At 72.6% G+C, this 25,853-nt stretch carries 24 protein-coding genes; 16 read left to right on the top strand and 8 right to left on the bottom strand.

What is annotated here, in order from left to right; all coding sequences use genetic code 11:
- Positions 1–15 precede the first annotated feature (15 nt).
- Positions 16–1,758, bottom strand: a complete 1,743-nt coding sequence (locus tag BLS99_RS12670) for an ABC transporter ATP-binding protein (RefSeq protein WP_091049834.1) — start codon at positions 1,756–1,758, stop codon at positions 16–18.
- 21 nt (positions 1,759–1,779) lie between these two features.
- On the bottom strand, positions 1,780–3,429 hold the full coding sequence (locus BLS99_RS12665) for an ABC transporter transmembrane domain-containing protein (protein WP_091049830.1): 1,650 nt from the start codon (positions 3,427–3,429) through the stop codon (positions 1,780–1,782).
- A gap of 164 nt (positions 3,430–3,593) precedes the next feature.
- Between BLS99_RS12665 and BLS99_RS12660 the strand changes: the two genes are divergently transcribed.
- Positions 3,594–3,896: a hypothetical protein gene (locus BLS99_RS12660; protein WP_091049827.1), complete on the top strand. Its 303-nt coding sequence runs from the start codon at positions 3,594–3,596 to the stop codon at positions 3,894–3,896.
- A 127-nt stretch (positions 3,897–4,023) separates the two neighbouring features.
- A complete protein-coding gene (locus tag BLS99_RS12655; RefSeq protein WP_091049823.1) occupies positions 4,024–4,581 on the top strand; it encodes a DinB family protein in 558 nt (185 codons plus the stop codon).
- A gap of 47 nt (positions 4,582–4,628) precedes the next feature.
- On the opposite strand, the gene BLS99_RS12650 is transcribed toward BLS99_RS12655, so the two are convergent.
- Both BLS99_RS12650 and BLS99_RS12645 read right to left on the bottom strand, forming a co-directional pair.
- On the bottom strand, positions 4,629–5,468 hold the full coding sequence (locus tag BLS99_RS12650; RefSeq protein WP_091049819.1) for a beta-keto acid cleavage family enzyme: 840 nt from the start codon (positions 5,466–5,468) through the stop codon (positions 4,629–4,631).
- On the bottom strand, positions 5,465–6,907 hold the full coding sequence (locus BLS99_RS12645) for a KamA family radical SAM protein (RefSeq protein WP_091049815.1): 1,443 nt from the start codon (positions 6,905–6,907) through the stop codon (positions 5,465–5,467). Before BLS99_RS12645 ends, BLS99_RS12650 begins: the two co-directional genes overlap by 4 nt.
- Before the next feature lie 190 nt (positions 6,908–7,097).
- On the opposite strand from BLS99_RS12645, the gene kdd reads away from it, so the two are divergent.
- The 10 genes from kdd (at position 7,098) to abc-f (ending at position 18,479) form a co-directional block, all read left to right on the top strand.
- Positions 7,098–8,147 carry an L-erythro-3,5-diaminohexanoate dehydrogenase gene (gene kdd, locus BLS99_RS27425; protein WP_091049813.1) on the top strand — a complete coding sequence of 350 codons (1,050 nt, stop codon included), beginning with the start codon at positions 7,098–7,100 and terminating at the stop codon, positions 8,145–8,147.
- Positions 8,144–9,715, top strand: a complete 1,572-nt coding sequence (gene kamD / locus BLS99_RS12635; protein ID WP_091049810.1) for a lysine 5,6-aminomutase subunit alpha — start codon at positions 8,144–8,146, stop codon at positions 9,713–9,715. The genes kdd and kamD overlap by 4 nt, the downstream gene beginning before the upstream one ends.
- Positions 9,712–10,461, top strand: a complete 750-nt coding sequence (gene kamE, locus BLS99_RS12630; protein ID WP_091049808.1) for a lysine 5,6-aminomutase subunit beta — start codon at positions 9,712–9,714, stop codon at positions 10,459–10,461. The genes kamD and kamE overlap by 4 nt, the downstream gene beginning before the upstream one ends.
- Positions 10,458–10,838: a 3-aminobutyryl-CoA ammonia lyase gene (kal, locus tag BLS99_RS12625; RefSeq protein WP_091049805.1), complete on the top strand. Its 381-nt coding sequence runs from the start codon at positions 10,458–10,460 to the stop codon at positions 10,836–10,838. Before kamE ends, kal begins: the two co-directional genes overlap by 4 nt.
- Positions 10,839–10,843: 5 nt before the next feature.
- The gene (locus tag BLS99_RS12620; protein WP_091049802.1) at positions 10,844–12,175 is read left to right on the top strand and encodes a glutamate mutase L; all 1,332 of its coding nucleotides are present in this window, start codon (positions 10,844–10,846) and stop codon (positions 12,173–12,175) included.
- A gap of 83 nt (positions 12,176–12,258) precedes the next feature.
- Positions 12,259–13,278, top strand: a complete 1,020-nt coding sequence (locus tag BLS99_RS12615; RefSeq protein WP_091049800.1) for a serine hydrolase — start codon at positions 12,259–12,261, stop codon at positions 13,276–13,278.
- Between the two features lie 165 nt (positions 13,279–13,443).
- A complete protein-coding gene (locus tag BLS99_RS12610; RefSeq protein ID WP_091049797.1) occupies positions 13,444–13,929 on the top strand; it encodes a cation:proton antiporter regulatory subunit in 486 nt (161 codons plus the stop codon).
- A complete protein-coding gene (locus BLS99_RS12605) occupies positions 13,929–15,122 on the top strand; it encodes a cation:proton antiporter (RefSeq protein ID WP_091049792.1) in 1,194 nt (397 codons plus the stop codon). The genes BLS99_RS12610 and BLS99_RS12605 overlap by 1 nt, the downstream gene beginning before the upstream one ends.
- Before the next feature lie 158 nt (positions 15,123–15,280).
- The gene (locus BLS99_RS12600; RefSeq protein ID WP_091049791.1) at positions 15,281–16,600 is read left to right on the top strand and encodes a M20/M25/M40 family metallo-hydrolase; all 1,320 of its coding nucleotides are present in this window, start codon (positions 15,281–15,283) and stop codon (positions 16,598–16,600) included.
- 253 nt (positions 16,601–16,853) lie between these two features.
- Positions 16,854–18,479: a ribosomal protection-like ABC-F family protein gene (gene abc-f, locus BLS99_RS12595; RefSeq protein WP_091049788.1), complete on the top strand. Its 1,626-nt coding sequence runs from the start codon at positions 16,854–16,856 to the stop codon at positions 18,477–18,479.
- Here abc-f and BLS99_RS26225 read toward each other — a convergent pair.
- On the bottom strand, positions 18,463–19,299 hold the full coding sequence (locus tag BLS99_RS26225; protein ID WP_091049784.1) for an AraC family transcriptional regulator: 837 nt from the start codon (positions 19,297–19,299) through the stop codon (positions 18,463–18,465). The genes abc-f and BLS99_RS26225 overlap by 17 nt on opposite strands.
- A gap of 73 nt (positions 19,300–19,372) precedes the next feature.
- On the opposite strand from BLS99_RS26225, the gene BLS99_RS12585 reads away from it, so the two are divergent.
- A complete protein-coding gene (locus BLS99_RS12585) occupies positions 19,373–19,855 on the top strand; it encodes a VOC family protein (protein ID WP_091049780.1) in 483 nt (160 codons plus the stop codon).
- 38 nt (positions 19,856–19,893) lie between these two features.
- Here the strand turns inward: BLS99_RS12585 and BLS99_RS12580 are convergent, their stop codons facing one another.
- On the bottom strand, positions 19,894–20,868 hold the full coding sequence (locus BLS99_RS12580) for an aldo/keto reductase (protein WP_091049775.1): 975 nt from the start codon (positions 20,866–20,868) through the stop codon (positions 19,894–19,896).
- A 117-nt stretch (positions 20,869–20,985) separates the two neighbouring features.
- Between BLS99_RS12580 and mshC the strand changes: the two genes are divergently transcribed.
- The 3 genes from mshC to BLS99_RS12565 all read left to right on the top strand — a co-directional run bounded on the left by mshC (position 20,986) and on the right by BLS99_RS12565 (position 24,888).
- Positions 20,986–22,227 (top strand): cysteine--1-D-myo-inosityl 2-amino-2-deoxy-alpha-D-glucopyranoside ligase, encoded by a 1,242-nt coding sequence (gene mshC, locus BLS99_RS12575; protein WP_091049771.1) that lies wholly within the window; start codon positions 20,986–20,988, stop codon positions 22,225–22,227.
- A 72-nt stretch (positions 22,228–22,299) separates the two neighbouring features.
- Positions 22,300–23,952, top strand: a complete 1,653-nt coding sequence (locus BLS99_RS12570; RefSeq protein WP_091049766.1) for an enoyl-CoA hydratase-related protein — start codon at positions 22,300–22,302, stop codon at positions 23,950–23,952.
- Positions 23,953–24,000: 48 nt separating this feature from the next.
- Positions 24,001–24,888, top strand: coding sequence for a phenylalanine 4-monooxygenase (locus BLS99_RS12565; protein WP_091049762.1), 888 nt, complete (start codon positions 24,001–24,003; stop codon positions 24,886–24,888).
- A gap of 70 nt (positions 24,889–24,958) precedes the next feature.
- On the opposite strand, the gene BLS99_RS12560 is transcribed toward BLS99_RS12565, so the two are convergent.
- Entirely contained in the window at positions 24,959–25,594 is a 636-nt protein-coding gene (locus BLS99_RS12560; protein ID WP_091049758.1) for a pyridoxamine 5'-phosphate oxidase family protein, read from the bottom strand.
- A gap of 23 nt (positions 25,595–25,617) precedes the next feature.
- Entirely contained in the window at positions 25,618–25,767 is a 150-nt protein-coding gene (locus tag BLS99_RS26220) for a hypothetical protein (protein WP_176953338.1), read from the bottom strand.
- Positions 25,768–25,853 lie beyond the last annotated feature (86 nt).

The raw sequence follows: 25,853 nt of genomic DNA, 5'->3' as shown, positions 1-25,853 counted from the left end.
CCCTTGAGCCTCGGCTCAGTCCCCTTGCCACGCATGCCAGAGCCCCGCGTACACCCCGCCCGCCGCCAGCAGCTCGCCGTGGGTCCCGGCCTCGGCGATGCGGCCGCCCTCCACGACCGCGATGCGGTCGGCCGAGCGGGCGGCCTGGAGCTGGTGGGCGATGGCGATGACCGTGCGCCCCGCCAGGGCCGCCGCGAGCGCCGCCTCGACCCGGCCCGCGCTGGCGGGGTCGATGCCCGCGGTGGCCTCGTCCAGGATCACGACGTCCGGATCGGCGATCACCACCCGCGCGAGCGCGATCTGCTGCGCCTCGGCCGTGGTGAGCCGCCGGTGCTCGTCGCCGAGCATCGCGTCCAGGCCCTCGTCCAGGGCCCAGCGCGCGTCGACCCGCCGCAGCGCCGCCTCCAGGAGGTCGTCGGTGGCGTCGGGGGCGGCGAGGATCAGGTTGTCCCGCAGGGAGGCCGTGAACACGTAGTGCTCCTGGGTCACCAGCACCACGTGGCGCCGCAGCTCCTCCACGCCGATGTCGTAGACGGGCACGCCGCCGAGCGTCGCGCTCCCGCTCCGGGGCCGGTCGATCCCGGCGAGCAGCCGGGCGATGGTCGACTTCCCGGCCCCCGAGGGTCCGACCACCACCAGCCGCTCCCCGCGCACCGGGTGCAGGCTGAGGCCGTGCAGCACGTCGGGCCCGTCGCCGTACCCGAAGGTCACCGCGTCCATCCGCAGCTCCGCGTCCGCGGGCCACGCGTCCCGCGACTCGGCGGGGACGAGATTGACGCCCTCGATGCGCGCCAGCGCCGCCGCGCCCTGCTGGAACTCGCCGAGCTGGGTCATGACCCCGTTGGTGGGGTTGGCGATCCGCACCGTCACCGTGATCGCCGCGATGGCGGTGCCGAGCGTGAGGCCGCCCTGGAAGTACCAGATCCCGGCGGCGAGGGTGACGATGAGGAGCTGGCCGCGGTTGATCATGAGCAGGACGGTGAAGAAGTCCGTCTGGAGCCGCACCACCCGCAGCATCCGGTCCATCATGGACTGACCGCGCGCGTACCCGAGGACGCGCCGCTCCTGCTGCATCGACAGCGATTCGACGGTCCGCGCGCCCGCGCCCGAGGCGCCGACGGTCTCGGCCGCCTCGCTCATCGCCGCCCGCTGCTCCAGGAACGCGGGGGCGGCCCGCCGCAGGTAGCGGCGCGCGGCCAGGTACAGCGGCGGCAGCGTCACCAGCGCCACGAGCCCGAGCGGCGGGCTCGCCACGAACGTCGCGGCGTACAGCACGACCACCTCGATGACGAGGGTCGCCACGGTGGGACCGTTGTCGCGCAGCATGTCCGCGACCACGTTCACGTCGGAGGCCGTCCGGGTGCCGAGGTCGCCGCGCCCGGCGCGCTCGACCCGCACCAGCGGCAGCGACAGCACCCGCTCCACGACCGACTCGCGCAGCCGCGCCGCCGCCCGCTCCCCGAACCGGTACCCGGCGAGGCGCCCGAGCCGGCTGAGCACGAACTGGACGCACACGCACGCGAGGATCACCGCGCACACGAGGTTCACCTGCCCGGTGGTCCAGTCCGCGGCGATGCCGTCGACGACCTTCCCGAGCAGGATCGGCACCGAGACGCTGAACGCGGCCGCGAACAGGTACAGCAGCAGGACGGCCGAGGCCCGGCCCGGGTCGGCGGCGAGGAGGCGCCCGACGGCGCGGCGGACCGCGGCGGGCCCGGCGACCGGGAGGCGGCCCGGGGCGGTGTCGATGGTGCTCATGCGTGCTCCGCTTCCATCGGGTCAGTCGACGCTGTGCGAGGCGAGCCGCCGGTAGGCGGCGTCGGCGAGGAGTTCGGCGTGGGTCCCGGCGGCGCGGACCTTGCCGTCGACCAGCCACACCGCGAGGTCGGCGTGCGCGAGCCACAGCGGCGAGGCGGTGACCACGAGCGTCGCCCGCCCCGCGCGGGCCGCGGCCACGCGCGCGGCGATGAGCGACTCGGTGTGGGCGTCGACCGCGGAGGTCGGCTCGACCGCGAGCAGGGTCTCCGGTTCGGCGGCAAGGGCTCTGGCGAGGCGCAGCCGCTGCCGCTGCCCGCCCGAGAGGTTCCGGCCGCCTTCGTCGATGCGCAGGTCCATGCCCTGCGAGGCCACGTCGTCGGCGCACGCGGCCGCGATCGCCGCCCGCGCCTCCGCCTCGGGCACGCGCATCGTCTCGGCGAGCGTCCCGGTGAACAAATAGTCCTCGTCGGTCAGCAGCATGATCCGCGACCGCACCTCCTTGAGCGTGTACGCCCGCAGCGGCCGGTCGCCCCACTCGGCCTCGGAGTCGCGGTAGCGCGCCAGCCGCTCGCACGCCGCGGCCGCCGGCGCGGTCTCGGCGGTCACCACCACGGTGAGGCCCGCGACCGGTACGGCCAGACCGGATTCGGGGTCGCGCAGCTCGCCGCCCCCGCCGGTCGCGGTCCCGTCGTCGGCGAGGTCCGGTTCGATCCGCAGCACGCGCACGATCCGCTTGGCCGCCACCCAGGCCGCCACGAGGTACTGCGAGCAGCCGATGAAGTTCCCCGAGATCGCGATGAAGATCGTCGCGAAGCTGAACGCCGAGGCCAGCCCGCCGATGGTGATCTCCCCGCCCGCGGCCAGGAGCGAGCCCGCCCAGGTGATGACCGCGACGAACACGATCGGCATCGAGTGTCGCAGCGCGTGGATCCACGAGCTCGGCCCCGCGACCTCGTACCCTTTGCGGCGCAGGCCGGTCGACCGCTCCCGGTACCGGGCCGCGAACAGCACGTCGCCGCCGATGCCGCGGAGCACCCGCAGTCCGCCGACGATGTCGGCCGCGTGCGCCGACAGGTCGCCGATCCGGGCCCGGTAGTCCGACTGGCGCGACTGGAGCCGTCCGAGCAGCGGCCCGGCGATCACGGCCGTGACCATGCTGCCGCTGATGATGACGATCCCGAGCAGCGGGTGGATCGACCACACCAGCGCCGCCCCGACCGCGAACATCACGAGCGTGTTGAAGAAGAACCCGGCGTCGCTCACGGCCCGGGCCGCGCGCCTGGCGTCCTCGCTCGGGAGGTTGAGCAGCTCGCCGGCCGAGACCCTGGCGCCCACGGCCGCGCCGGAGGAGTTGAGCCGGTCGGTCAGGTCGCGCACCAGGGCCCGCTGGTTCCGCGCCTCGACGGTGGAGAACTGCCGGAACCCGTTGGCCCACAGGATCGGCTGGATCACCACCAGGGCGGCGGCGAGCGCGAGCCACACCGCGAAGTCGCGCGCCGAGCGGCCGATGAACCCCTCGTCGATGATCTTGCCGATGATCCACAGCTGCGGCATCGACGCGCACGAGGCGCCCGCGTAGCACAGGAGGCCGAGCACCAGCCGCCACCGGTTCGGCCGCGCCTGGCGCAGGAGCAGCCGCGCGGGGGTGAGCGGCCGGGGTTCTGAGGGCATGAGCACACACCTTACCTGCCGACCGGCTGTTGCGGCTCCTCCGTTTTCGCTCCGCGAGAACCCTTGCGGCCGTTGAACTTTACGGATCTGGTTTGGAAATCCGCTGCCAGGGGAACCCGGCGTCCATCATCGACCCCCGATGTGCCTCTGTGGAAGGACTGGTCATGCCCTACGTAGCCTCGCGACACAACTCGCTCATCGCCCACGTCGTCACGGTCGTCTTCGGACTCATCGCCCTGATCATCCTGCTGCACCTCGCGTTCGTCCTCTTGGAGGCGAACCCGGGGAACCCGCTGGTCAACGCCATCGGCGACATGGCCAACTGGTTCTCCTGGCTGTTCCGGGACATGTTCACCATCGACGACCCGAAGGTCCGGGCCGTCGTCAACTACGGCCTCGCCGCGCTGGTCTACCTGCTCATCGGCGGTGCCATCGCCGGGGCCGGCCGCCGCTGGCGCTCGCACTAGAGCGACGCGGGCATGGGGCTCGGCCGACCCACCCGGCCGGGCCCCTCCGCGTGTCCGCAAGGCCCCCGCATGAGGGGACCGCACCGTCCGGCCCACACCGGCGCGCCCCTGCCCTAGGGTCGGTGCCATGACCGCGAACTGGCACCAGCAGATCCTCGGGCAGCTCGAGTTCTACTGGGACTTCCACCTCCGCCCCCGGCTGGAGGGGCTGACCGACGACGAGTACCTGTGGGAGCCGGTCGAGGGATGCTGGTCCCTCAGGCCCGGCGACGACGGCGCCCTGCGCCTGGAGCAGGTGTACCCCGACCCCGAGCCCCCGCCGGTGACCACGATCGCCTGGCGGATGACCCATGTCAGCCGGGACGTCCTCGGCGTCCGCGCCCGCGCCTTCTTCGGCCCGCACGACGGACTCGAGGACGCCCACATGTTCGACCAGCGCCTGTGGCCCGAACCGCTCCCCGCGACCGCCGCCGACGCGATCGCGACCCTCGAACGCTCCTACGCGCACTGGCGCGAGGGCGTCGCCGCCCTCACCGACGAGGCGTTCGACGCCCCGCTCGGCCCCAAGGCCCTCGACTACGCCGAGGACCCCTTCGGCGCCCTCGTCCTCCACCTCAACCGCGAGGTCATGGCCCACGGCGCCGAGATCTGCCTCCTGCGCGACCTGTACCGCGACCGGATCTGAGCGACGCGACAGGGCCCGGCCGTGCGGCCGGGCCCAGTCGCGCACCGCTAGTCCGAGTCGCGCATCCGCAGGAGCTTGCGCGCCTCCACGGTGCTGATCGCCGGGCGCTGCGCCAGTGCGGCGGCCTCGGCGGCCCGCGCCACGAGCTGGTCGTTCCCGGTGACGGGCCGCCCGCGCGCGAACGAGACCGTGTCCTCCATGCCCACCCGCAGGTGCCCGCCGTGGGCGAGCGAGGCGAGCATGACCGGCAGCGTGGTGCGGCCGATCCCGGTGGCGGAGAACGTGGTCCCCTCCGGCAGGTACCGGCGCACGCCCTCGGCGAAGGCCGTCACCGTCGACGCGTCGCCCGCGGCCCCGCCGGGGACGCCGAGCACGAAGTCCACGTGCACGTGGTCGCCGAACGGCAGGCCGTGCCGGTCGAGCAGCCGCTCCAGCGACGCGAGGTGCCCCAGGTCGAACAGCTCGTACTCGGGCACGACCGCGAGCTCGCGCATCCGCTCGTGGAGGCGCACCACGAACTCCCAGCGGTTGGTGAACACGTCGTCGCCGAAGTTCACGGTGCCCATCGTGCACGAGGCCATGTCCGGTTCGGCGTCGAGGACCGCGAGGCGGGCCTCCTCGCCGTCGCGGACCGACCCGCCGGTGGACAGCTGCACGATGAGGTCCGTGGAATCCCGCAGGGCCGCCACCGCGTCGCGCAGCCGCACCGGGTCGAGGGTCGGCTTCGCGTCGTCGTCGCGCAGGTGCACGTGGACGATCGACGCCCCCGCCGCCTCGCACTTCACCGCGGTGTCCACGAGCTCGCCGACGGTCACCGGCAGGACCGGGACCTCGGCCTTGTCGACCTCGGCCCCGGTGGGCGCCACCGTGATGAGCGTCCCGGTCATCCGACCTCCGCCGCCGCGTCCTGGCGAGCTGCGGCCTGGCGCGAGCGCACGGCGGCCGCGTTCCCGGCCTCCTTCGCGGCGTGCGGGGCGTGCATGTTCGCCCACCACGCCTGGCCGGCCTTCGGCAGCGTGTCGATCGGGTCGTAGAACGGGTACCGGCGCGTGAGCGCGTCCGGGTCGTCGGCCTCGATCGAGGTCCGGTAGTTCTTGGTCCAGTACGAGATCCCCAGCTCCCGGTCGTACTCCGAGAGCTGGTGGACCCACCGCTTGCCGACCATCGGCACGTCGCAGATGATCCGCGGGGTCGCGTACCCGGGCAGGTAGCCCATGATCGCGGTCTGGAGGTCCTGCGCCTGCGCGACCGAGGTCCGCCAGTGCTCGGCGTTCGGGATCATGTCGCACATGTAGAAGTAGTACGGCAGGATGTTCGCCTCGCCCTGGAGCGCGAAGCACAGGTCGAGCAGGTCGGCCTGGGTGTCGTTGACGCCGCGCATGAGCACGCCCTGGTTGCGCACGTCGCGCACGCCCGCGTCGAGCATCGCGGCCGCGGCCCGCGCCACCGCCGGGGTCACCGAGTTGACGTGGTTGACGTGGGTGTGGATCGCGAGGTTGACGCCGCGCTCGGCGGCGGTCTTCGCGATGCGGCCCATGCCGTCGACGATCTCCTCCTGGAGCCAGTGCTGCGGCAGCCCCATGAGCGCCTTCGTGGCGAGCCGGATGTCGCGGATCGTCTCGACCTCCAGCAGCCGCTCCAGGAACGACTCGAGCTGGCGCCACGGCAGGTTCGCCACGTCGCCGCCCGAGACGACCACGTCGCGCACGCCCGGGTGGGTCTCCAGGTACTGGAGGATCGCGGTCTGCCGGTCCACCGGTTTGAGCGCGAGCCGGCGCTTGTCGACCGTGGGGGTGGAGTTGCCGACCAGGTCCATGCGGGTGCAGTGCCCGCAGTACTGCGGGCAGGTGGAGAGGAGCTCGGCGAGGACCTTCGTGGGGTAGCGGTGGGTCAGGCCCTCGACCGCCCACATGTCGTGCTCGTGGAGCGAGTCGCGCGCCGCGAAGGGGTGCGAGGGCCACTCGGCGTGGCGGTCCGAGGCGACCGGGAGCATGTAGCGGCGCACCGGGTCGGCGTAGAACGCGTCGGTCCACGAGCCCGGCGCGGTCTCCTCGACCGCCGGGACCATCGTGTTGAGCATCTGCGGCGGCAGCAGCATCGACATCGTCGCGCTGTGCGCGATGTCGGCCTCCAGGTCCTCGTAGAACGACTCGTGGAGCCGGTCGCCCATGAGGGCCCGCAGCTGCTTCACGTTCTTGACGCAGTGCACGCGCTGCCACTGCGCCGAGGCCCAGTCGGCCTCGGTCACGCCGGTCCAGCCGGGGAACCTGGTCCAGTCCGGTTCGGCCAGCTCGCGCCGCCGGTACTGGTAGGGCTGTTCGATCACGACGGGCGACTCTGCACCGTATGGTCGATCTGCCACGTTCTCACCTCCATGTCCGGGATGTTCGGCCCGGGGAAACGTCGCGGGCGGGGGTAGACCGCCTTGTGACGAGGATAACCTTCCGTTACAGTTGCTCGCTAGGTCTCGCATATTGAGATTCGATCAACTCCCGTTACGAGAAAGGGCGACAACGATGTCGACAGGCTCACCGGTCGGATCGCACCGGGTCGTCAGCCCCGCCGGCGCACTGCCGCAAGCGGCCGTCCGGCTCGACCCCGACCCCGAGATCCGCGACGACGAGGTCCGCGTCAGCGTCGAGCGCCTCAACCTCGACGCCGCCTCCTTCCGGCAGCTGCGCACCAAGCACGGCGGCGACGGCGCCGCGATCCGCGCCGAGGTCCTCGCGATCATCGCCGCCCGCGGCAAGATGCAGAACCCCGTCACCGGCTCCGGCGGCATGCTCATCGGCACCGTCGACGCCGTCGGCCCCCGCTCCCCGCTCGGTCTCGAATCCGGCCAGAAGATCGCCACCCTCGTCTCCCTCACCCTCACCCCGCTCCTCATCACCGACGGCCTGGAGCGCTGGGACGGCGAGTCCGAGCAGGTCCCCGCCGCCGGCACCGCGATCCTCTTCGGCCGCTCCATCGCCGCCCCCCTCCCCGACGACATGCCCGAAGCCCTCGCCCTCGCCGTCTTCGACGTGTGCGGCGCCCCCGCGCTCGTGCGCCGCGTCGTCTCCCGCCGCTACCACTCCGCGCCCACCGTCGCCGTCATCGGCGCCGCCGGCAAGTCCGGGTCCCTGTCCCTCGCCGCCGCCAAGGACGCGCACGCCGCCAAGGTCGTCGCCGTCGTCCGCGACCAGGTCGAGGCCGCCCAGATGCGCCGCCTCGGCCTCGCCGACAAGGTCGCCGTCGCCGACGCCACCGACCCCCTCGCGCTCTCGCACGCGGTGACCGAGGCCCTGCGCGGGCGCGGCGCCGACGTCACCGTCGTCTGCGTCGACGTCCCCGGCTGCGAGCACGGCGCGGTGCTCGCCACCGCGACGGGCGGCACCGTTGTCTTCTTCTCCATGGCCACCTCCTTCCCCCAGGCCGCCCTCGGCGCCGAAGGGCTCGCCGCCGATGTCGAGATGCTCATCGGCAACGGCTACGTCCCCGGCCACGCCGACTACGCCCTCCACCTCATGAACGCGCACCCGCGCCTCAAGGAGCTGTTCAACACCCGCATCGGAGCGCACGCATGACGACCCCGCTCCTGCCCCTCGACGCCGGACTCGTCGCCCGCGCCCGCGACCTCGCCGCCACCGCCGCCCAGCCCGTCGTCGACCTCGCGCGCAGCCACACCACCGTCTCCGTCGAACGCGCCACCCTCCGCCTCGCCGGACTCACCGGCGCCGACCCCGACGGCATCCCCTGGGTCAACCGCCTCGCCGACGCCGTCCAGGAGCAGACCGGCATCGAGCACGGCATCGCCCTCCCGGTCTTCCACGCGCTCAAGGACTTCCCCGACCTCGAACGCCTCGCCCACGCCGCCGCCGCGGGCGGCGTCGGTTTCGAGCTCCCGAAAGACCGCGCCGCGCAGGAGGCCCGCGAACGCGCGAGCGCCGCCGTCGGCGCCGGCTTCGACCGCATCGACGCCGCCCGCGCCGAGCGCACCGCCCTCGTCGCCGGGATCGGCGACCCGCCCCAGCGCCCCTGGATCTACCTCATCGTCGCCACCGGCGACATCTACGAGGACATCCCGCAGGCCCAGGCCGCCGCCAAGGCCGGCGCCGACGTCATCGCCGTCATCCGCTCCACCGGCCAGTCCCTCCTCGACTACGTCCCCGAGGGCGCCACCCGCGAGGGCTTCGCCGGGACCTACGCCACCGGCGAGAACTTCCGGCTCATGCGCGCCGCCCTCGACGAGACCTCCCGCGAGGTCGGGCGCTACATCCGCCTCACCAACTACGCGTCCGGGCTCTGCATGCCCGAGATCGCCGCGCTGGCGGGCATGAACCGGCTTGACATGATGCTCAACGACTCCATGTACGGCATCCTGTTCCGCGACATCAACCCGATCCGCACCTTCGTGGACCAGCGCTTCAGCCGCCAGGTCCACGCCCGCGCCGGGATCATCATCAACACCGGCGAGGACAACTACCTGACCACGGCCGACGCGGTCGAGGCCGCGCACACCGTCACCGTCTCCCAGCTCCTCAACGAGCGCTTCGCGCACGAGGCCGGACTCCCCGACGAACTGCTCGGCCTCGGGCACGCCTTCGAGATCAACCCCGAAGTGCCCGAGTCGTTCCGGCTCGAACTCGCCCACGCGCTCCTGGCCCGCCAGCTGTTCCCCGACGCGCCGCTCAAGTGGATGCCGCCGACCAAGCACATGACCGGCGACGTCTTCCGCGGCAACCTCCTCGACGGGTTCTTCAACCTCGCCGGGGTCATGACCGGGCAGTCGATCCTCCTGGTGGGCATGATGACCGAGGCGGTGGTCACCCCCTGGCTCTCCGACCGCGACATCGCCCTCCAGAACGTCCGGTACGTCCTCAGCGCCTGCGCCGGGCTCGCCGAGGACTTCCACCCGCCCGCGAACGGGTTCATCGCGAACCGCGCGAACCACGTCCTCGGCGAGGCCGTCGACCTCCTCGGGCGCATCTGCGACGACGGGCTGCTCGACGCCATCGCCGACGGCACCTTCGGCATCATGAAGCGTCCCGCCGACGGCGGGCGCGGCCTCGACGGCGTCGCGAAGCGCGCCGACGACTACTGGAACCCCGCCGCCGACCTCCTCGACGGCGCTCCGAACGGAGGCGCCGCATGAGCCGCATCGTCCGCCCCTACGGCGACACCACCGGCGACGGCATGGTGCAGCTCTCGTTCACCCTGCCCGTCCCGCACGACAAGCGCGCCGAGGGCGCCGCCCTCCAGCTCGCCGCCAAGATGGGCCTCGACGGCGCGATGCTCGTGCACGCCAAGCCCATCGGCGAGTCCTACACGTTCTTCGTCGTCTACGGCGCCTCCACCCACCTCGTCAACCTCGACGAGGTGCAGGTCGTCGAGCGCGACTACCCGCACCTGAGCCCCAAGGAGGTCAACGACGCCGTCCGCGAGAAGCTCGGCCGCAAGATCACCGTCGTGGGCGCCTGCATCGGCACCGACGCGCACACCGTCGGCATCGACGCCATCCTCAACATCAAGGGCGTCGCGGGGGAGAAGGGCCTGGAGTACTACCGCGAGCTGCGCGTGGTCAACCTCGGCGCCCAGGTCGCCGTGCCCGACCTCGTCAACCGCGCCGTGGACGAGGGCGCCGACGCCGTCCTCGTCAGCCAGGTGGTGACCCAGAAGGACGCCCACCTCCACAACACCCGCGAGATGTCGGCCGCCTTCCGCGAGGCCCTGCCGCCCGGCAAGCGCCCGCTCCTGGTCGTCGGCGGCCCCCGCTTCGACGAGGGCGCCGCCGCCGACCTCGGCGTCGACCGGATCTTCAGCCGCGGCACCATGCCCTCCGACGTCGCCTCCTACCTCGTCCACCGACTCGTCTTCACCAATCGGGAGACCGCAGCATGACCGACCACAACGGCACCACGGTGACCCACCGCCGGTACATCCCCTATTCGCACGCGCACTACGGCGGGGACCTCGTCGACGGCGCCTACGGGCTCGGCATGTTCGGCGACGTCGCCACCGAGCTGTGCATCCTCACCGACGGCGACGAGGGCCTGTTCGCCTCCTACACCGACGTCCAGTTCAAGGCCCCCGTGCGGGCCGGCGACGTCGTGGAGGCCACCGCCGTCGTCGTCCGCACCGGGACGCGCAGCCGCACCGTCGAGTTCACCCTCACCGTGGTCTGCCGCGCCGACCCCGCGCGCGGCGACTCCGCCGCGACCGCCCTCGCCGAGCCCATCACCGCCACCACCGCCACCGGCACCGTGGTGGTCCCTTGACCGGTGTGATCGTCTGCGCCGACGTCGGCTCCACCTACACCAAGGCCGCCGCCGTCGACGCGGACACCGGCGCGCTCGCCGGGACCGCCTCGCACCCGACCACGCTCGGCACCGACGTCATGGACGGCCTCCGCGCCGCCGTCGCGAACGCGCTCCCCAAGGGCGCCACCGTGGTCGACACCCTCGTCTGCTCCTCCGCGGGCGGGGGCCTGCGCCTCGCCGTCATCGGCAACGAGCCCCTGGTCACCGCCCGCGCCGCCTACCGGGCCGGGCTCAGCGCCGGCGCCCGCGTCGTCGACGTCCGCGCCGGGACCCTCGGCCCCGCCGACCTCGCGGCGCTCGCCGCCGTCCGGCCCGACGTGATCCTCCTGGCCGGCGGCACCGACGGCGGCGACGAGACCGTCCTGCGCGCCCACGCCGCCGCCCTTGCCAGTGCCTCTGAACGAGATGGCCTCACCACCCCGGTCGTCCTGGCGGGCAACGCGAACGCCGCCGCCGACGTCACCGCGATCCTGGAGGCCGCCGGGGTCCCGGTCACCGCTGTCGGCAACGTCCTGCCCCGCATCGGCACCCTCGACCCCGTCCCCGCCCGCACCGCCCTCCGCGACGTCTTCCTGCGCCATGTGATCGCCGGCAAGCACCTCTCCGCCAGCGCCGACTTCACCCGCATGGTCAAGGCCGCCACCCCCGACGCCGTGCTCACCGGGGTCGAACTCCTCGCCGAGCGCACCGGCGACCTCCTCGTGGTCGACGTCGGCGGCGCCACCACCGACGTCTACTCCGTCCTCACCCCCGACGCCGAACTCCAGGGCCCGCGCGCCGAGGTCGCCGGGACCGCCTGGCGCGCGAGGACCGTCGAAGGCGACCTCGGGGTCCGCCACACCGCCGTCGGCATCGCCGAGGCCGCCGGAGAAGAAGACCTCCCGACCGACCCGGACCTCCCCGAGGCCGCCCGCAGGCGCGGCGCCGACCCCGCGCTCCGCGCCGGCACCGACCGCGAACGCGCCTTCGACCGGGAGCTGAGCGCCCTCGCCGCCCGGATCGCGGTGCGCCGCCACGCCCGCGGCGAGCGCATCGGCGGCCCCACCGAGCCGCTGCGCGGCGGCAAGGACCTCGCCGCGGTCGCCGCCGTCGTCGGCTCCGGCGGCATCCTGCGCCGCGACCCCGGCGCGGCCGAATGGCTCCGCGAGGCCGTCGGCGGCGACACCTCCGGCGGCGTGCGCCCCCCGAAGGACGCCCGCTTCACCGTCGACACCGACTACCGCCTCGCCCCCGCCGGGCTCCTCGCGGCCGCGGGCCGCCGCGACCTGGCGTCCCGCCTCCTCGCCGGGATCTAGGGGCGCGGTGGGGCAACCGATCGCCCCCGGTTCGGCGTAAGTACCTGGGAGACTTCGCAACCCGATCCGACCGAAAGGCACCCATGCAACGACGCGACGTAGTCAGGCTCGGCGCCGGCCTCACCGCCGCCGGAACCGTCCTCGGCACCGCCGGGACCGTCCTCGGCACCGCCGGGACCGCGCACGCCGAGACCGAGACGGCCACCGACGCCCGGAGCGCCGCCCGCGCGATCAAGCGGATCTGGGACCGCCAGACCGAGAACGCCGGCGGCACCTGGCAGGGCACCGTCACCCTCGTGGACGGCGACACCCTCGTCACCGCCGTCGACCAGGCGTCCACGAGCGTGCAGACCGCGGCCAGCATGAACAAGCTCGGCATCGCGCTCGCCGTACTCGACAAGATCGACCGCGGCGAGCTCGCGCTCGACGACCGCATCACCCTGACCCCCGAGATCATCCTCACCGGGTCCGGGTTCTACTTCCACCAGACCGCGTACGGCGACGAGATCACCGTCGCGAACGTCCTCGTCGCGATGCTCCTGGTCTCCGACAACACCTCGGTGCGCCTGTGCGGCCTGGTCTGCCCGCCCGCCGAGATCAACGAGACCCTCGCCGCCAAGGGCTTCACCGACACCCGCGTCGAGCCCAACCCGGCCAACCCCAACCGCATGTGGCTCGGCGACACCACCACCGCCGAGTCCGCCGACATGCTCCTGCGCCTCGCCCGCGGCGAGCTCCTGTCGGCCTCCTCCACCCGGTTCCTCCTGGGCGTGCTGTCGGGCCTGTCGGGCTACCACGACGGGTTCCGCCGCGAGATGTCCTCGGCCGAGCGCTCGCGCATCGCCATGAAGTACGGCGCCGACGACGCCAACCGCAACGAGTCCGGCGTCGTCTTCGGCACCGACGGCGCCCCGGTGCTCGTCTACTCGTTCATGTCCCAGTTCGAGGACCACTGGGACGACTACGGGGCCACGCACCCGGCCGTCCAGGCCCACGCCAGGATGGGCCGCAAGTTCCTCGACCTCGCCGACGCGGCCGGACTCGGCGGGACCACCGCCCTGTTCGACCCGCAGGACCACGGCACCGGCACCTCCGGGCTCTAGCACCGTCCGACCGCCCGGCGCCCCGCCGCCGGGCGGTCCGGCGTGCCCGGCACCCGGGCCTTCGCGGACGCGCAGCGCCGCCGGGCCTTCCCGGACGCACAGCGCTCCGCAGGCGCCGGTGATGTACGGTTCGGTGCGTATCCCACACAAGAGGAGTGATCGACCGTGGACGTGGAGCGCACCGAGCTGCCCGGTATCGGAGTGCGGTTCGAGTTCGAGACGAAGCGCCATGTGCGCCTCGGCATCGTCGCCCACCGCGAGGGCCGCCGCGACTTCATCATCTACGACCCCGACGACCCCGACTCGATGCTCGACTGCATCGTGTTCTCGGCCGACGAGTCGGCCGCGATCGGTGAACTGCTCGGCGGCGCCCGCATCGTGGAGAAGCTCAACCGGCTCCACCACGAGATCGACAACCTGGTCTCCCAGCAGCTCAAGGTCGGCGCGACCAGCCCGTACGCCGAACGCCCGCTCGGCGACACCCGCGCCCGCACCCGCACCGGCGCCTCCATCGTCGCGATCGTCCGCGCCGACGGCGTCGAGACCGGCCCGCCGCCCTCGGCGATCCTCCACGTGGGGGACCGGCTCGTCACCATCGGGACGCAGGAGGCGGTCGAAGGCGTGGACCAGATCCTGCGCGGGATCGAGTAATGCACGGAACCGTCGAGCTCCTCCTCGAACTCGGCCTCCTCGTAGGAGCCCTCGGACTCCTCGGAGCCTTCGCCGGCAGGGCCGGCATCTCGGCCATCCCGCTCTACCTCATCGCCGGCCTCGCCTTCGGGCACGGCGGCATCTACGAGATGCACGCGATCACCGGCTTCCTCGACGTCGGCGCCGAGGTCGGCGTCGTCCTCCTGCTGTTCACGCTCGGCCTGGAGTACACCCCCCGCGAACTGCTCGGGACCATGAAGACCTCCTGGCTCGGCGCCGTGGTCGACCTCGTGCTCAACGCCGCCCCCGGCGTCGCGTGCGCGCTCATCCTCGGCTGGGGCCCGATCGCGGCCGTCGTCTTCGGCGGCGTCACCTACGTGTCCTCCTCGGGCATCATCGCCAAGGTCCTCTCCGACCTCGGCTGGCTCGGCAACCGCGAGACCCCCACGGTCCTCGCGCTGCTCGTCGCCGAGGACATGATCATGGCCCTCTACCTGCCGATCCTCACCACGCTCCTCGCGGGACTGGCGTTCACGCAGGCCGCGTGGGGCCTCGGCATCGCGCTCCTGGCCGTCGCGGGCGCGTTCGTCATCGCCTCCCGCTGCGGCCACCTGCTCTCGCGGTTCCTGGAGTCCCCGAACGACGAGATCCTGCTGCTCAAGGTCATGGGCATCGTCCTGGTCATCGCCGGCCTCGCCGAGCAGGTGCACGTCTCGGCCGCGGTCGGCGCGTTCATCGTCGGCATGGCCCTGTCCGGCGAGGTCTCGCGCCAGGCCGAGGAGACGCTGGAGCCGCTGAAGAACCTGTTCGCGGCGATCTTCTTCGTCAACTTCGGCCTGGAGACCGATCCGACCGCGCTGCCACCGGTCCTGCCGATCGCGATCGCGCTCGCGGTGGTCACCATCGGCACCAAGTTCGCCACGGGGTGGTGGGCCGCGGGCAGAAGCGGTTCGGCCTTCACAGGCAAGCTCAGAGCCGGGCTCGTCCTGCTCCCGCGGGGCGAGTTCTCGATCGTCATCGCCGGCCTCGGCGTCGCGGCCGGACTCGATCCGCAGCTCGGATCGGTCGCCGCCGCGTACGTCCTCATCATGGCCGCCATCGGCCCGCTCACCCCGCGCCTCGCGGGGCCGATCGTCGCCAAGCGCCGCAAGAAGGCCCGCGCCAGGCGCCTGGCCGACGCCGGCGCCGCCTGAGGACGCCTCCATGACGACGCATCCATGACGACACATCCATGACGACGCTGCCGCCCGACCGGTGGCGGGGGTCGCGGTTCCGGCGGTGCCGGAGTGAAACCTGCGACTCCCGCCACCGCACGGTGCCGGCCCCCGTGCGGGCTTGATACAACTCAGGGATGGCTGAAACCGCGAACCCCCGCCCCGAGGACGACGTCGTCGAGATCGCCCGCGACCTGATCCGCATCGACACGACGAACACCGGCGACAACGCGACCGCGAAGGGCGAGCGCGCCGCCGCCGAGTACGTGGCCGAGAAACTCGCCGAGGTCGGCCTCGAACCGAAGATCTACGAGTCGGCCCCCGGCCGCGCCTCCGTCGCGTGCCGCTTCCCCGGCGCCGACCCCTCCCGCGGAGCCCTGCTCCTCCACGGCCACCTCGACGTCGTCCCCGCCGAAGCCGCCGAATGGAGCGTCCACCCCTTCAGCGGCGAGATCAAGGACGGCTACCTCTTCGGCCGCGGCGCGGTCGACATGAAGGACTTCGACGCCATGATCCTGGCGCTGGTCCGCGACTGGAAGCGCACCGGCAAGGTCCCCCCGCGCGACCTGGTCCTGCTGTTCACCGCCGACGAGGAGGCCGGCTCCGACTACGGCGCCCGCTTCATGGTCGAGCGCCACCCCGAGGTCTTCGAAGGCGTCACCGAAGCGGTCGGCGAAGTCGGCGGCTTCTCCATGACCCTCCCCAACGACCTGCGCGTCTACGTGGTCCAGACCGCCGAGAAGGGCCTCGACTGGCTCCGCCTGCGCGCCACCGGCCGCCCCGGGCACGGCTCCATGCTCCACGACGACAACGCCGTCACCCGCCTCACCCGCGCGGTCGCCAACATCGGCCAGCACGACTTCCCCGTCGAGATGACCCCCACGGTCCGCCAGTTCCTGGAGTCGGTCTCCGAGCTCACCGGCGTCGAGTTCGACCCGTCGAACCCCGACGAGGCCGTCGCCAAGCTCGGCCCGATCGCCCGCCTCGTCGGCGCGACCCTGCGCAACACCGCCAACCCGACCCGCCTCAACGCCGGGTACAAGACCAACGTCATCCCCTCCACCGCCGACGCCGTCATCGACTGCCGGTCCCTGCCCGGCCGCAACGACGAACTCGAGGCGACCCTCAAGGAGCTCGCCGGCCCCGGGATCGACTTCGAGTACGAGATCCGCCAGCCCGGCTACGAGACCTCCTTCGACGGCGCCCTCGTCGACGCCATGGCCGAGGCCATCCGCCTCGCCGACCCCGGCGCACGCACCGTCCCGTACATGCTCTCGGGCGGCACCGACGCGAAGGCGTTCGCGACCCTCGGCATCCGCTGCTTCGGCTTCGCGCCCCTGAAGCTCCCCGCCGACCTCGACTTCACCGCCCTCTTCCACGGCATCGACGAACGCGTCCCGCTCTCGGGCCTCCACTTCGGCGTCGACGCGATGGACCGTTTCGTCTCCAGGTCCTAGCCACCGCAAGGGCACCCGGGGCGGTGAGCACCCTCACCGCCCCGGATGCCGCCGACTCCTGGACAAGCCCCCCGCGACTGCCCTATAGTCGTCCCCGATGTTGATTTACTTCTCCTAGAAGCAGCCGGGCCCCCGCGTCGAGCACCGCTCCGCGACGGCCCCAACGGCACGCATCGAATCCCGTTCCCGAAGCAATGCGCTTCACCTCGTGCGTGCCTCCGTCCCCGCACACCACTGCTTCCTGGAGGCCCTCTTGTTCCGCCATGTACAACTCACCCTCGTCGACGTCTCCAAGCGCTACGCCGACCACCTCGTCCTCGACCGCGTCGGCTTCGCCGTCAAACCCGGCGAGCGCCTCGGCGTCGTCGGCGACAACGGCTCCGGCAAGTCCACGCTGCTGCGGCTCCTCGCCCGGACCGAGGAACCCGACAACGGCGAACTCACCATCACCTCCCCGGGAGGCGTCGGCTACCTGCCCCAGCAGCTCGACCTGCCGGAGGACCGCACCGTCGCCGACGCGATCGACCTCGCGCTGGCCGACCTCCGCGAGATCGAGGCCGGCATGCGCGCCACCGAGCGGGCCCTGGCCGCAGGCGACGCCACCGCCGCCGACGCCTACGCCGACCTCCTCGCGCGCTTCGAGGCCCGCGAGGGCTGGGACGCGGACCTGCGCGTCGACCTGGCGCTGGCCGCGCTCGGCCTGCCCGGACTCGACCGCGACCGCACGCTCGGGACCCTCTCGGGCGGCGAGCGCTCGCGCCTGATGCTGGCCGCGACCCTCGCGTCGCGACCCGCGCTGCTGCTGCTCGACGAGCCGTCCAACGACCTCGACGACGCGGCCGTGGCCTGGCTCGAAGCGGAGCTGCGGGAGTGGCCGGGCACCGTCGTGGCCGTCACCCACGACCGCGCGTTCCTGGAGGCCGTCACCACCACGATGATCGAGGTTGCCGACCGCAAGGCCCGCCGCTACGGCAACGGCTACGCCGGCTACCTCACCGCGAAGGCCACCGAGCGCCAGCAGGCGCGCGAGGCCCACGAGCGGTGGGCGGCCGAGGTCGCGCGCCAGGAGGGCATCGTCGACCACAACGCCGGCCGCGCCGACGCGATCCCGCGCAAGCTCCCGATGGCGAACATGTCCACCGGGGCCTTCCGGGCCCGCAACCGCGACCACGGCGCCGGAAGCCGCATCAAGATCGCCAAGCGGCGGCTCGAACGGCTCTTCGCCGCCCCCGCGCCGCCGCCGCCCGAACCGCTTCGGTTCGCACCGGCGATCGCGACGGCCGCCGAGGAGTCCGAGGCGCCCGCACTGCACCTCGCGGACGTCCGCGTCGGGGGCCGGCTCAAGGTCCCCGAACTGACCGTCGCGCGCGGCGAACGCGTCCTCGTCACCGGACCCAACGGGGCGGGCAAGACCACGCTCATGCGGGTCCTCGCGGGCGAACTCGCGCCCGACGAGGGGACGGCCGAGCGCACCGGCGCGGTCGGCCACCTGCGCCAGCTCGCCGGCCCCGGCTCGGGCCGCGACTCGGTCCTGCGGGCCTTCGCCAAAGGCCGCGTAGGGACGCTCGAAGAGCACGCTGAGGCGCTGTTCGCCCTGGGGCTGTTCGCACCCGAGCAGTTCGGGACCCCGGTCGCGGCCCTGTCCACGGGCCAGCGCCGCCGCCTCGAACTCGCCCGGCTCGTGTCCCGGCCAGTCGACGTCCTGCTCCTGGACGAGCCGACTAACCATCTGTCGCCGGTCCTCGCCGAGGAGCTCCAGGCGGCCCTGGCCTCCTACACGGGCACGGTGGTCCTGGTCAGCCACGACCGCAGGCTCCGCGCGTCCTTCGCGGGCCGCCGCCTGGAGATGGAGGCCGGCGCACTCACCGGTGCGCCATGACGAGCTCCCGCCCGGCCGAGGCGCACTGCGCGGCGTACTCGGACGGCGGGAACCCGATGAGGTCCTTGAAGTCGTGCGTGAAGTGGGCCTGGTCCGACCAGCCGAGCACCGCCGCGAGGCGGGCCAGGTCCACGTCCGGCTCGGTCGCGAGCCGGTCGGCGGCGTCGTGGATGCGGTACCGGCAGATCAGGGCCTTCGGGCCGAGCCCGATGTAGGTCTGGAACAGCCGCTGGAGCGCCTTCGGCGTCGTGAAGAACCGCGCCGCCACCTGGTCTACGCGGGTGATCGACCGGTCCTCCAGCATCGCCGCGACGATTCGCAGCAGCTCCTCGTACCGCGCGTCGACCCGCTCGGGCATCCGCTCCGCCAGGAACGCCGTGACCGCCGCGGCCCCCGCCTCGTCCTCCCCGCCCATCACCACCGCTCCGAGCGCGTCCGCCTCCGGGCCGAAGACCGTGGCCGCACCGGCCACCCAGTCCGCGAGCGCGGTCCCCTCGATGCCCGTGAACGCCGTGAAGCCGCCGGGCCGGAACTTCGCCCCGAACACCCGGCCGCGGCCCGTCAGCGGATGGCGCGACACCGCCGGGCCCGGCCCGTGGACCTCCGCGCCGAGCACCGGCATGAAGCTGAGGTTCACGCACGGGTGGGGGACCACCACCGACTCGTACGAGGACCCCTCGGGCAGGTCCCAGTGGACCGACCAGTACCGCTCCACGTACCGCCCGAGCGGTCCCGGAACCGGGTACCGCCGCAGGTCGATGTGCCTCGCCGCCTCCTGCGGCCGCAGAATGCCCTTGTCGCTCGCCGTCGGTCCACTCATGCCCCGAACATAGCTCCGGAGTATGTCGCTTTTTCACAAGAAGCGGGCCCGCGCCTCGACCAGACTGGGGGACATGAGCGAAACCAATGTGCATCCGATCCCCGAGGGCTACCACTCGATCACGCCGTTCATCGTCGTCAAGGACGCGGCCAAGGCCATCGACTGGTACGCGGAGGTCTACGGCGCCCGGACCCTCACCCGCAACGACATGCCCGACGGCACCGTCGCCCACTGCGAGATCCAGATCGGGAACTCGATCGTCCAGCTCGGCGACGTCAACGAGGCGTTCGGCATGGCCGAGCCCGACCCCGAGCGCATCACCGCCTCGCTCGTCCTCTACGTCGAGGACTGCGACGCCGTCTTCGCCAAGGCCGTCGAGCACGGCGCCAGGGTCCGCGAGGAGCCGGCCGTGTTCGTCACCGGCGACCGCTACGCCTCGATCGCCGACCCGTTCGGACGCCGCTGGGCGATCATGACCCGCGTCGAGGACGTCTCCCGCGAGGAGGGCGAGCGCCGCGTCAACGAGTGGATGGCCTCCATGGGGGACCAGAGCTAGCTGGCACCCGGGCCGCAGGCGGCGAGTCCGCCTGCGGCTCAATAGCTCTCGGGATACCCCACCGCCGGCGCCGACACGTCGTCGAGCGCCAGGCGGATCTCGGGGGGCAGGAACAGCTGCTCCGCCGCCAGCGACGCCCGCAGCTGCGTCGCGTTCCGCGCGCCCACGATCGCCGAGGCCACCCCCGGCTGGTCTCGCACCCACGCCAGCGCCACCTCCAGGGGGCTCACCCCCAGGCCCTCGGCCGCCGTCGCGCACGCCTCCACGATCCCCGCCGACCGCTCGTCCAGGTACGCGCCCGCGAACCGCGACCACTGCGCCGACACCGCCCGGGAGTCAGCGGGCCGCCCGAACCGGTACTTGCCCGTGAGCACCCCCCGGCCCAGCGGCGACCACGCCAGCACCCCCAGCTCCATCGCCAGGCACGCCGGCAGCACCTCCCGCTCGACCCCCCGCTGGAGCAGCGAGTACTCGACCTGGCTCGCCACGACCGGCGTCCGCCCCGGCCACGCCGCCTGCCACGCGTACGCGCGCGCCGTCTGCCACCCGGTGTGGTTCGACAGGCCCACGTACCGCACCTTCCCGCTGGACACCGCCCCGTCGAGGACCGACATGGTCTCCTCCAGCGGCGTGTCCGGGTCGTACACGTGCAGGATCCACAGGTCGATGTAGTCGGTCCCCAGACGCCGCAGCGAGCCCTCCAGCGAGCGCATCAGCCACCCGCGCGAGGTGTCCCGCTTGCGCGGCGCCCCGTCGGTGCGCACGCCCGCCTTCGTGGCGATGTGCAGCTCCGATCGCGCCGCGACCTTCCCGATGAGCTGGCCGATCGCCGCCTCGGCCATGCCCTGCCCGAACACGTCGGCGGTGTCCACGAGCGTGCCGCCGGACTCCACGAACGTCTGGAGCTGCGCGGCCGCGTCCTCAAGGCCCGCTTCGTCGGTGGTCCACGTCATGGTCCCCAGGCCGAGGGAGGAGACCTCGATGCCGCTGCGTCCAAGTGGTCGGCGTTCCATGGGTTCACAAGGTACATCGAAGGTGAATCGCGGGAAAGCCTCAGGTGCGCATGAGACCGCGTCCCGATCCGCGCCCGCGCTGGCCGCACGGCGCGTTTCCGAAATAGGATCGCGGGCATGGAATCCTGGACCGCACCGCACGTACCCGCCCTGCCCGGCCACGGCCCCGCCCTGCGCCTGCACGACACCGCGACCGCGCGGCCTCGGGAGACGGTCGACCCGGGAGCCGAGCGCGCGAGCATGTACGTGTGCGGCATCACCCCCTACGACGCCACGCACCTGGGCCACGCGGCCACCATGATCACGTTCGACCTCGTGCACCGCTACTGGCTCGACCAGGGCCTGGACGTGCACTACGCCCAGAACGTCACCGACGTCGACGAGCCCCTGTTCGAGCGCGCCGAGCGCGACGGCACCGACTGGCAGGTCCTCGGCCTGCGCGAGACCGCGCTCTACCGCGAGGACATGGAGGCCCTGCGGGTCCTGCCGCCACGCCACTACATCGGCGCCGTCGAGTCCATCCCCTCGGTCGGCAAGGCCGTCGCCCAGCTCCTCGCCAAGGGCGCCGCCTACCGCCACGAGTCCGGGGACGTCTACTACGCGGTCGCCGCCGACCCGGCGTTCGGCGAGGAGTCGAACTACGACCGCGCCACGATGACCTCGTACGCCCGCGAGCGCGGCGGCGACCCCGACCGCGAGGGCAAGCGCGACCCGCTCGACCCGGTCCTGTGGAACGCCCCCCGCGACGGCGAGCCCTCCTGGGACACCGAGGTCGGCCCCGGCCGCCCCGGCTGGCACATCGAGTGCGCGTGCATCGCCCTGGACTACCTCGGCGAGCAGATCGACGTCCAGGGCGGCGGCTCGGACCTGGTCTACCCGCACCACGAGATGTCCGCCTCGCACGCCCAGACCCTGACCGGCAAGCGGCCCTTCGCGAACGCGTACGTCCACACCGGGATGATCGGCCTCGACGGCGAGAAGATGTCGAAGTCCCTGGGGAACCTCGTGTTCGTCTCCAAGCTCCGCGCCGAGGGCGTCGACCCCTCCGCGGTGCGCCTCGCCCTCATGGCCCGGCACTACCGCGCCGACCGGCAGTGGAGCGCGGCCGTCCTCGCCGAGGCCGAGCTGCGCCTGGGACGCTGGCGCGAGGCCGTCTCGCGCGAACTCGCCGTCCCCGCCGGCGCGATGCTCACGGCCGTCCGCGAGCGCCTCGCCGACGACCTCGACACTCCGGGCGCCCTCGCGGTGGTTGACGCCTGGGCCGAGCGGACACTCTCCGCAGGCGGGGAGGATCCCTCCGCAACCGGTCTCGCCCGCGACACGATCGGAGGATTGCTCGGCATAGACTGCACGCGCTGATTGTGCGATATGCCGAGTATCGGTACGCTTAACTACTGAGCGTGGCCGACTCCCCATCCTCCTGGAGTCGAATTGAAGATTCTGCTGCTTGCGTCCGGTTTCAACGGTCTCACTCAGCGGGTGTGGTGCGCCCTGCGCGAGCAGGGCCACGACGTCGGCGTGGAACTCGCGCCCGCGCACACCCCGGAATCCCTGACCGCGGCGGTGGAGCGGGTCGACCCCGACCTCGTCCTCTGCCCGTTCCTCAAGCACCGCGTGCCCGAAGACGTCTGGCGCCGGTGGACCACCGTCATCGTGCACCCCGGCCCGGTGGGCGACCGGGGCCCCTCCTCCCTCGACCACGCCCTCCTGGGCCGCAGCCCCCGCTGGGGCGTCACCGCGCTCTCGGCGGTCGAGGAGATGGACGCGGGCCCGGTCTGGGCCTCGTTCACCTTCGACGTGCCCGAGGGCATCACCAAGTCCGCGCTCTACAACAGCCGGGTCGCCGACGCCGCCATGGAGTGCGTCGCCGCCGTCGTCCGCAAGGTCGCGAACGGCGAGCGCCCCCGGCCCGCCGACGAGCACCCCCGCGCCGTCCCCGGCACCGGGGAGCTCCCGCTGCTGCGCCGGCCCGCGTTCGCGCTCGACTGGCGCGCACCAGCGGCCGACCTCGCCCGCCGCATCGCCGCCGCCGACGGCGCCCCCGGCGCGCCCGCCGAACTCAACGGCCAGGGCTACTGCCTCTTCGACGCCGCCGCCACCGACGAGCACACCGGCGCCGAGCCCGGAACCGTGGTCGGCCGCGACGCCGAGGCCGTCGCCTTCGCCACCGGCTGCGGCACCCTCTGGGTCGGCTACGCCGCGACCCTCGACCGCCGCCGCGGCCCCAAGCTCCCCGCGTCGATGGTCGTCGACCCCAAGGACGCCCCGTTCAAGCAGGCGCCCGCCGCGCTCGCCGAGACGGCCTACCGCCGCGACGGCGACATCGGGTTCCTGCGCCTCCGCTCCTACAACGGCGCCATGCACACCGAGCAGTGCCACCGCCTCACCCAGGCGGTCGAGAAGGCCCTCGCCGAGGACACCCGCATCCTCGTCCTCACCGGCACCGAGCACGCCTTCTCCAACGGCATCCACCTCGGCGTCATCGACGCCGCCCCCGACCCGGCCGCCGAGGCGTGGGCGAACATCAACGCCATCGACGACCTCTGCGTCGCCATCGCCGGCGCCGACCAGCTCACCGTCGCCGCGTTCACCGCGAACGCCGGCGCCGGCGGGGTCATGGCCGGGCTGTGCGCCGACGTCACCGTCGCCCGCGACGGCGTCGTCCTCAACCCGTACTACGACATGGGCATCTTCGGCTCCGAGCTCCACACCTGGTCGGTCGCCGACCGGATCGGGGAGCGGCAGGCCGCGCGGCTTTTGGGGGACAAGCTCCCGATCTCGGCGTCCGAGGCCGCCCGCACGGGCCTCATCGGGGCCGTCGGGCCCCGCGACTGGGAGGAGTTCCAGCGCTGGCTGCGCGCGGTGGCGTTCGGCTACAACGACCCGGTGACGCGCGGGCGCATGTTCGCGGCGAAGTCGCGGCGCCGGGCCGCGTCGAAGCCGCTGTCGTACTACCGGACGATCGAGCTCGCCGAGATGGCGCGCGACATGTTCGACGACCGGCACGGCTTCCACGGGATGCGGCGCGCGTTCCTGGGCAAATCGGCCCCGGCCGAGACGCCCGCGAAACTCAGGTTCGCCTGAAGTCCCGACCGCGTTGACAGGCCGCGTCCCACCTGGTGGACTGGAGGCATGTTTGAAGAAGGACAGTACTTCGCGCCGGTCAACACCGACGCGGACGGCACGGTCGTCGTCGAGCTGGGTGAGACCCACCCGGGATTCGCCGACGCCGAATACCGCGACCGGCGCAACGCCATCGCGGCCCTGGCACTGGAGTGGAAGCCCGGCCTACCCATGCCGACGGTCGACTACACCGACGCCGAACACGAGATCTGGCGCCTCGCGAGCGCCGAGCTCGCCATCAAGCACCAGGCCCTGGCCTCCCGCGAGTACCTGGACGGCTCGGAGCGCCTGAAGCTCCCCGCCGACCACATCCCGCAGCTCCACGAGGTCTCGGAGCTGCTGGAGCCGCTGACGGGCTTCAGCTACATGCCCGCGGCCGGGCTGGTGCCGCTGCGCGAGTTCTACGGCGTGCTCGCCGACGGGAGGTTCCACGCGACCCAGTACATCCGGCACCACTCGGTGCCGCTGTACACGCCCGAACCGGACGTCATCCACGAGGTCATCGGCCACGCCAACGCCCTCGCTGCGCCCCGGTTCGCGGCCCTGTACCGGGCCGCCGGGGATGCGGCGCGGCGCGTGCACTCGGAGGAGGCGCTGGAGTTCGTCTCGCGCGTCTTCTGGTTCACCCTGGAGTTCGGGGTCATCAGCGAGGGCGACGGGCTCAAGGCGTACGGCGCGGGGATCTGCTCCTCGTACGGGGAGATCGACGAGTTCCGCGACATGACGATCCTGCCGCTCGACCTGGTCACCATGGGCACCATCGACTACGACATCACGCACTACCAGGACAAGCTGTTCGACGCGGGCTCGATGGACCGGCTGGAGGACGTCGTCGGCGAGTTCTGGGAGAACTGCGACGACGACGCGATCGAGCGGCTGAAGGCGGACGCGGCCTAGCGGGCCGACACCGTGCGGCGGAGCGGGCGGTCCTGGCGGGCCGCCCCGAAGCACCGCCCGGCGGGAGGCGCTAGTAGAGCTGCTTCCTGTACGTCTCGCCGTAGTACTCGTCGAGCTGCTCGACGGTCTCCGCGACGACCTGGGTCTCCTTGACGAGTTGCGCCTGCGAGGGCAGCGCGTCGGGGTCCCAGGTCTCCGGGTTCCAGATGCCGGAGCGCATCGACGCCTTGCCGCAGTGGTAGAAGATCGTGTCGATCTCGACCACCAGCGCGAGGATCGGCTTGTGGCCCTTGACGACCATGTCCTCGAAGAAGGGCGCGTCCGAGACCACCCGGGCGCGCCCGTTGATCCGCAGCGTCTCGCGCCGGCCCGGCAGGACCGACAGCAGGCCCACGTGGGGGTTGGCGAGGACGTTCATGTACCCGTCGACGCGCCGGTTGCCCTTGCGCTCGGGGATGGCGACGGTGGTGTCGTCGAGGACGTGGACGATCCCGGGCGGGTCGCCCTTGGGGGAGGCGTCGCAGTTCCCCTCGGCGTCGGTGGTCGCGACGACCACGTAGGGGGAGGCGGCCAGCCACTCGAGGTCCCTGGGGTGCAGCCGGAACCGCTCCTTCTCGGCGGCGCGGGACATCGGCGTGCCGACGATCTCCCGGAGCTTCGCGGGATCCGTCACCTCGGTCCACAGGCGACTGTCAACGGTGTCCATGCGCGTCCCTTCGGGGCCGGGGGCTACTCGGTCTCGATGCTACGCCCCGGACGCGCCTTCTTGAGCCGGCGTTTCTCGTCGTCCTCGAGGGCGTCCCGCACCCCCTGGCGGACCGCCCAGTACACGAAGTACGAGCCGACGAGCATGCACACGAAGACGAAGAGGACGACCATCCCTCCAGCATATTGACCGGGTGTGATCTTCGCTGTACTCGATGTCCAGCCAGTGAAACCTCCTTCCCACTCCGCGGCACCCGCAA

Source organism: Glycomyces sambucus, assembly GCF_900102815.1.
Classification (GTDB): domain Bacteria; phylum Actinomycetota; class Actinomycetes; order Mycobacteriales; family Micromonosporaceae; genus Glycomyces; species Glycomyces sambucus.
This window is presented reverse-complemented; position numbering and strand designations above follow the sequence as displayed.

Coding starts and splice junctions, on each gene's coding strand:
- BLS99_RS12670 (WP_091049834.1), bottom strand. CDS start 1,758: ATGAGCACCATCGACACCGCCCCGGGCCGCCTCCCGGTCGCCGGGCCC.
- BLS99_RS12665 (WP_091049830.1), bottom strand. CDS start 3,429: ATGCCCTCAGAACCCCGGCCGCTCACCCCCGCGCGGCTGCTCCTGCGC.
- BLS99_RS12660 (WP_091049827.1), top strand. CDS start 3,594: ATGCCCTACGTAGCCTCGCGACACAACTCGCTCATCGCCCACGTCGTC.
- BLS99_RS12655 (WP_091049823.1), top strand. CDS start 4,024: ATGACCGCGAACTGGCACCAGCAGATCCTCGGGCAGCTCGAGTTCTAC.
- BLS99_RS12650 (WP_091049819.1), bottom strand. CDS start 5,468: ATGACCGGGACGCTCATCACGGTGGCGCCCACCGGGGCCGAGGTCGAC.
- kdd (WP_091049813.1), top strand. CDS start 7,098: ATGTCGACAGGCTCACCGGTCGGATCGCACCGGGTCGTCAGCCCCGCC.
- kamD (WP_091049810.1), top strand. CDS start 8,144: ATGACGACCCCGCTCCTGCCCCTCGACGCCGGACTCGTCGCCCGCGCC.
- kamE (WP_091049808.1), top strand. CDS start 9,712: ATGAGCCGCATCGTCCGCCCCTACGGCGACACCACCGGCGACGGCATG.
- kal (WP_091049805.1), top strand. CDS start 10,458: ATGACCGACCACAACGGCACCACGGTGACCCACCGCCGGTACATCCCC.
- BLS99_RS12615 (WP_091049800.1), top strand. CDS start 12,259: ATGCAACGACGCGACGTAGTCAGGCTCGGCGCCGGCCTCACCGCCGCC.
- BLS99_RS12605 (WP_091049792.1), top strand. CDS start 13,929: ATGCACGGAACCGTCGAGCTCCTCCTCGAACTCGGCCTCCTCGTAGGA.
- BLS99_RS12600 (WP_091049791.1), top strand. CDS start 15,281: ATGGCTGAAACCGCGAACCCCCGCCCCGAGGACGACGTCGTCGAGATC.
- BLS99_RS26225 (WP_091049784.1), bottom strand. CDS start 19,299: ATGAGTGGACCGACGGCGAGCGACAAGGGCATTCTGCGGCCGCAGGAG.
- BLS99_RS12585 (WP_091049780.1), top strand. CDS start 19,373: ATGAGCGAAACCAATGTGCATCCGATCCCCGAGGGCTACCACTCGATC.
- BLS99_RS12580 (WP_091049775.1), bottom strand. CDS start 20,868: ATGGAACGCCGACCACTTGGACGCAGCGGCATCGAGGTCTCCTCCCTC.
- mshC (WP_091049771.1), top strand. CDS start 20,986: ATGGAATCCTGGACCGCACCGCACGTACCCGCCCTGCCCGGCCACGGC.
- BLS99_RS12565 (WP_091049762.1), top strand. CDS start 24,001: ATGTTTGAAGAAGGACAGTACTTCGCGCCGGTCAACACCGACGCGGAC.
- BLS99_RS12560 (WP_091049758.1), bottom strand. CDS start 25,594: ATGGACACCGTTGACAGTCGCCTGTGGACCGAGGTGACGGATCCCGCG.
- BLS99_RS26220 (WP_176953338.1), bottom strand. CDS start 25,767: ATGGTCGTCCTCTTCGTCTTCGTGTGCATGCTCGTCGGCTCGTACTTC.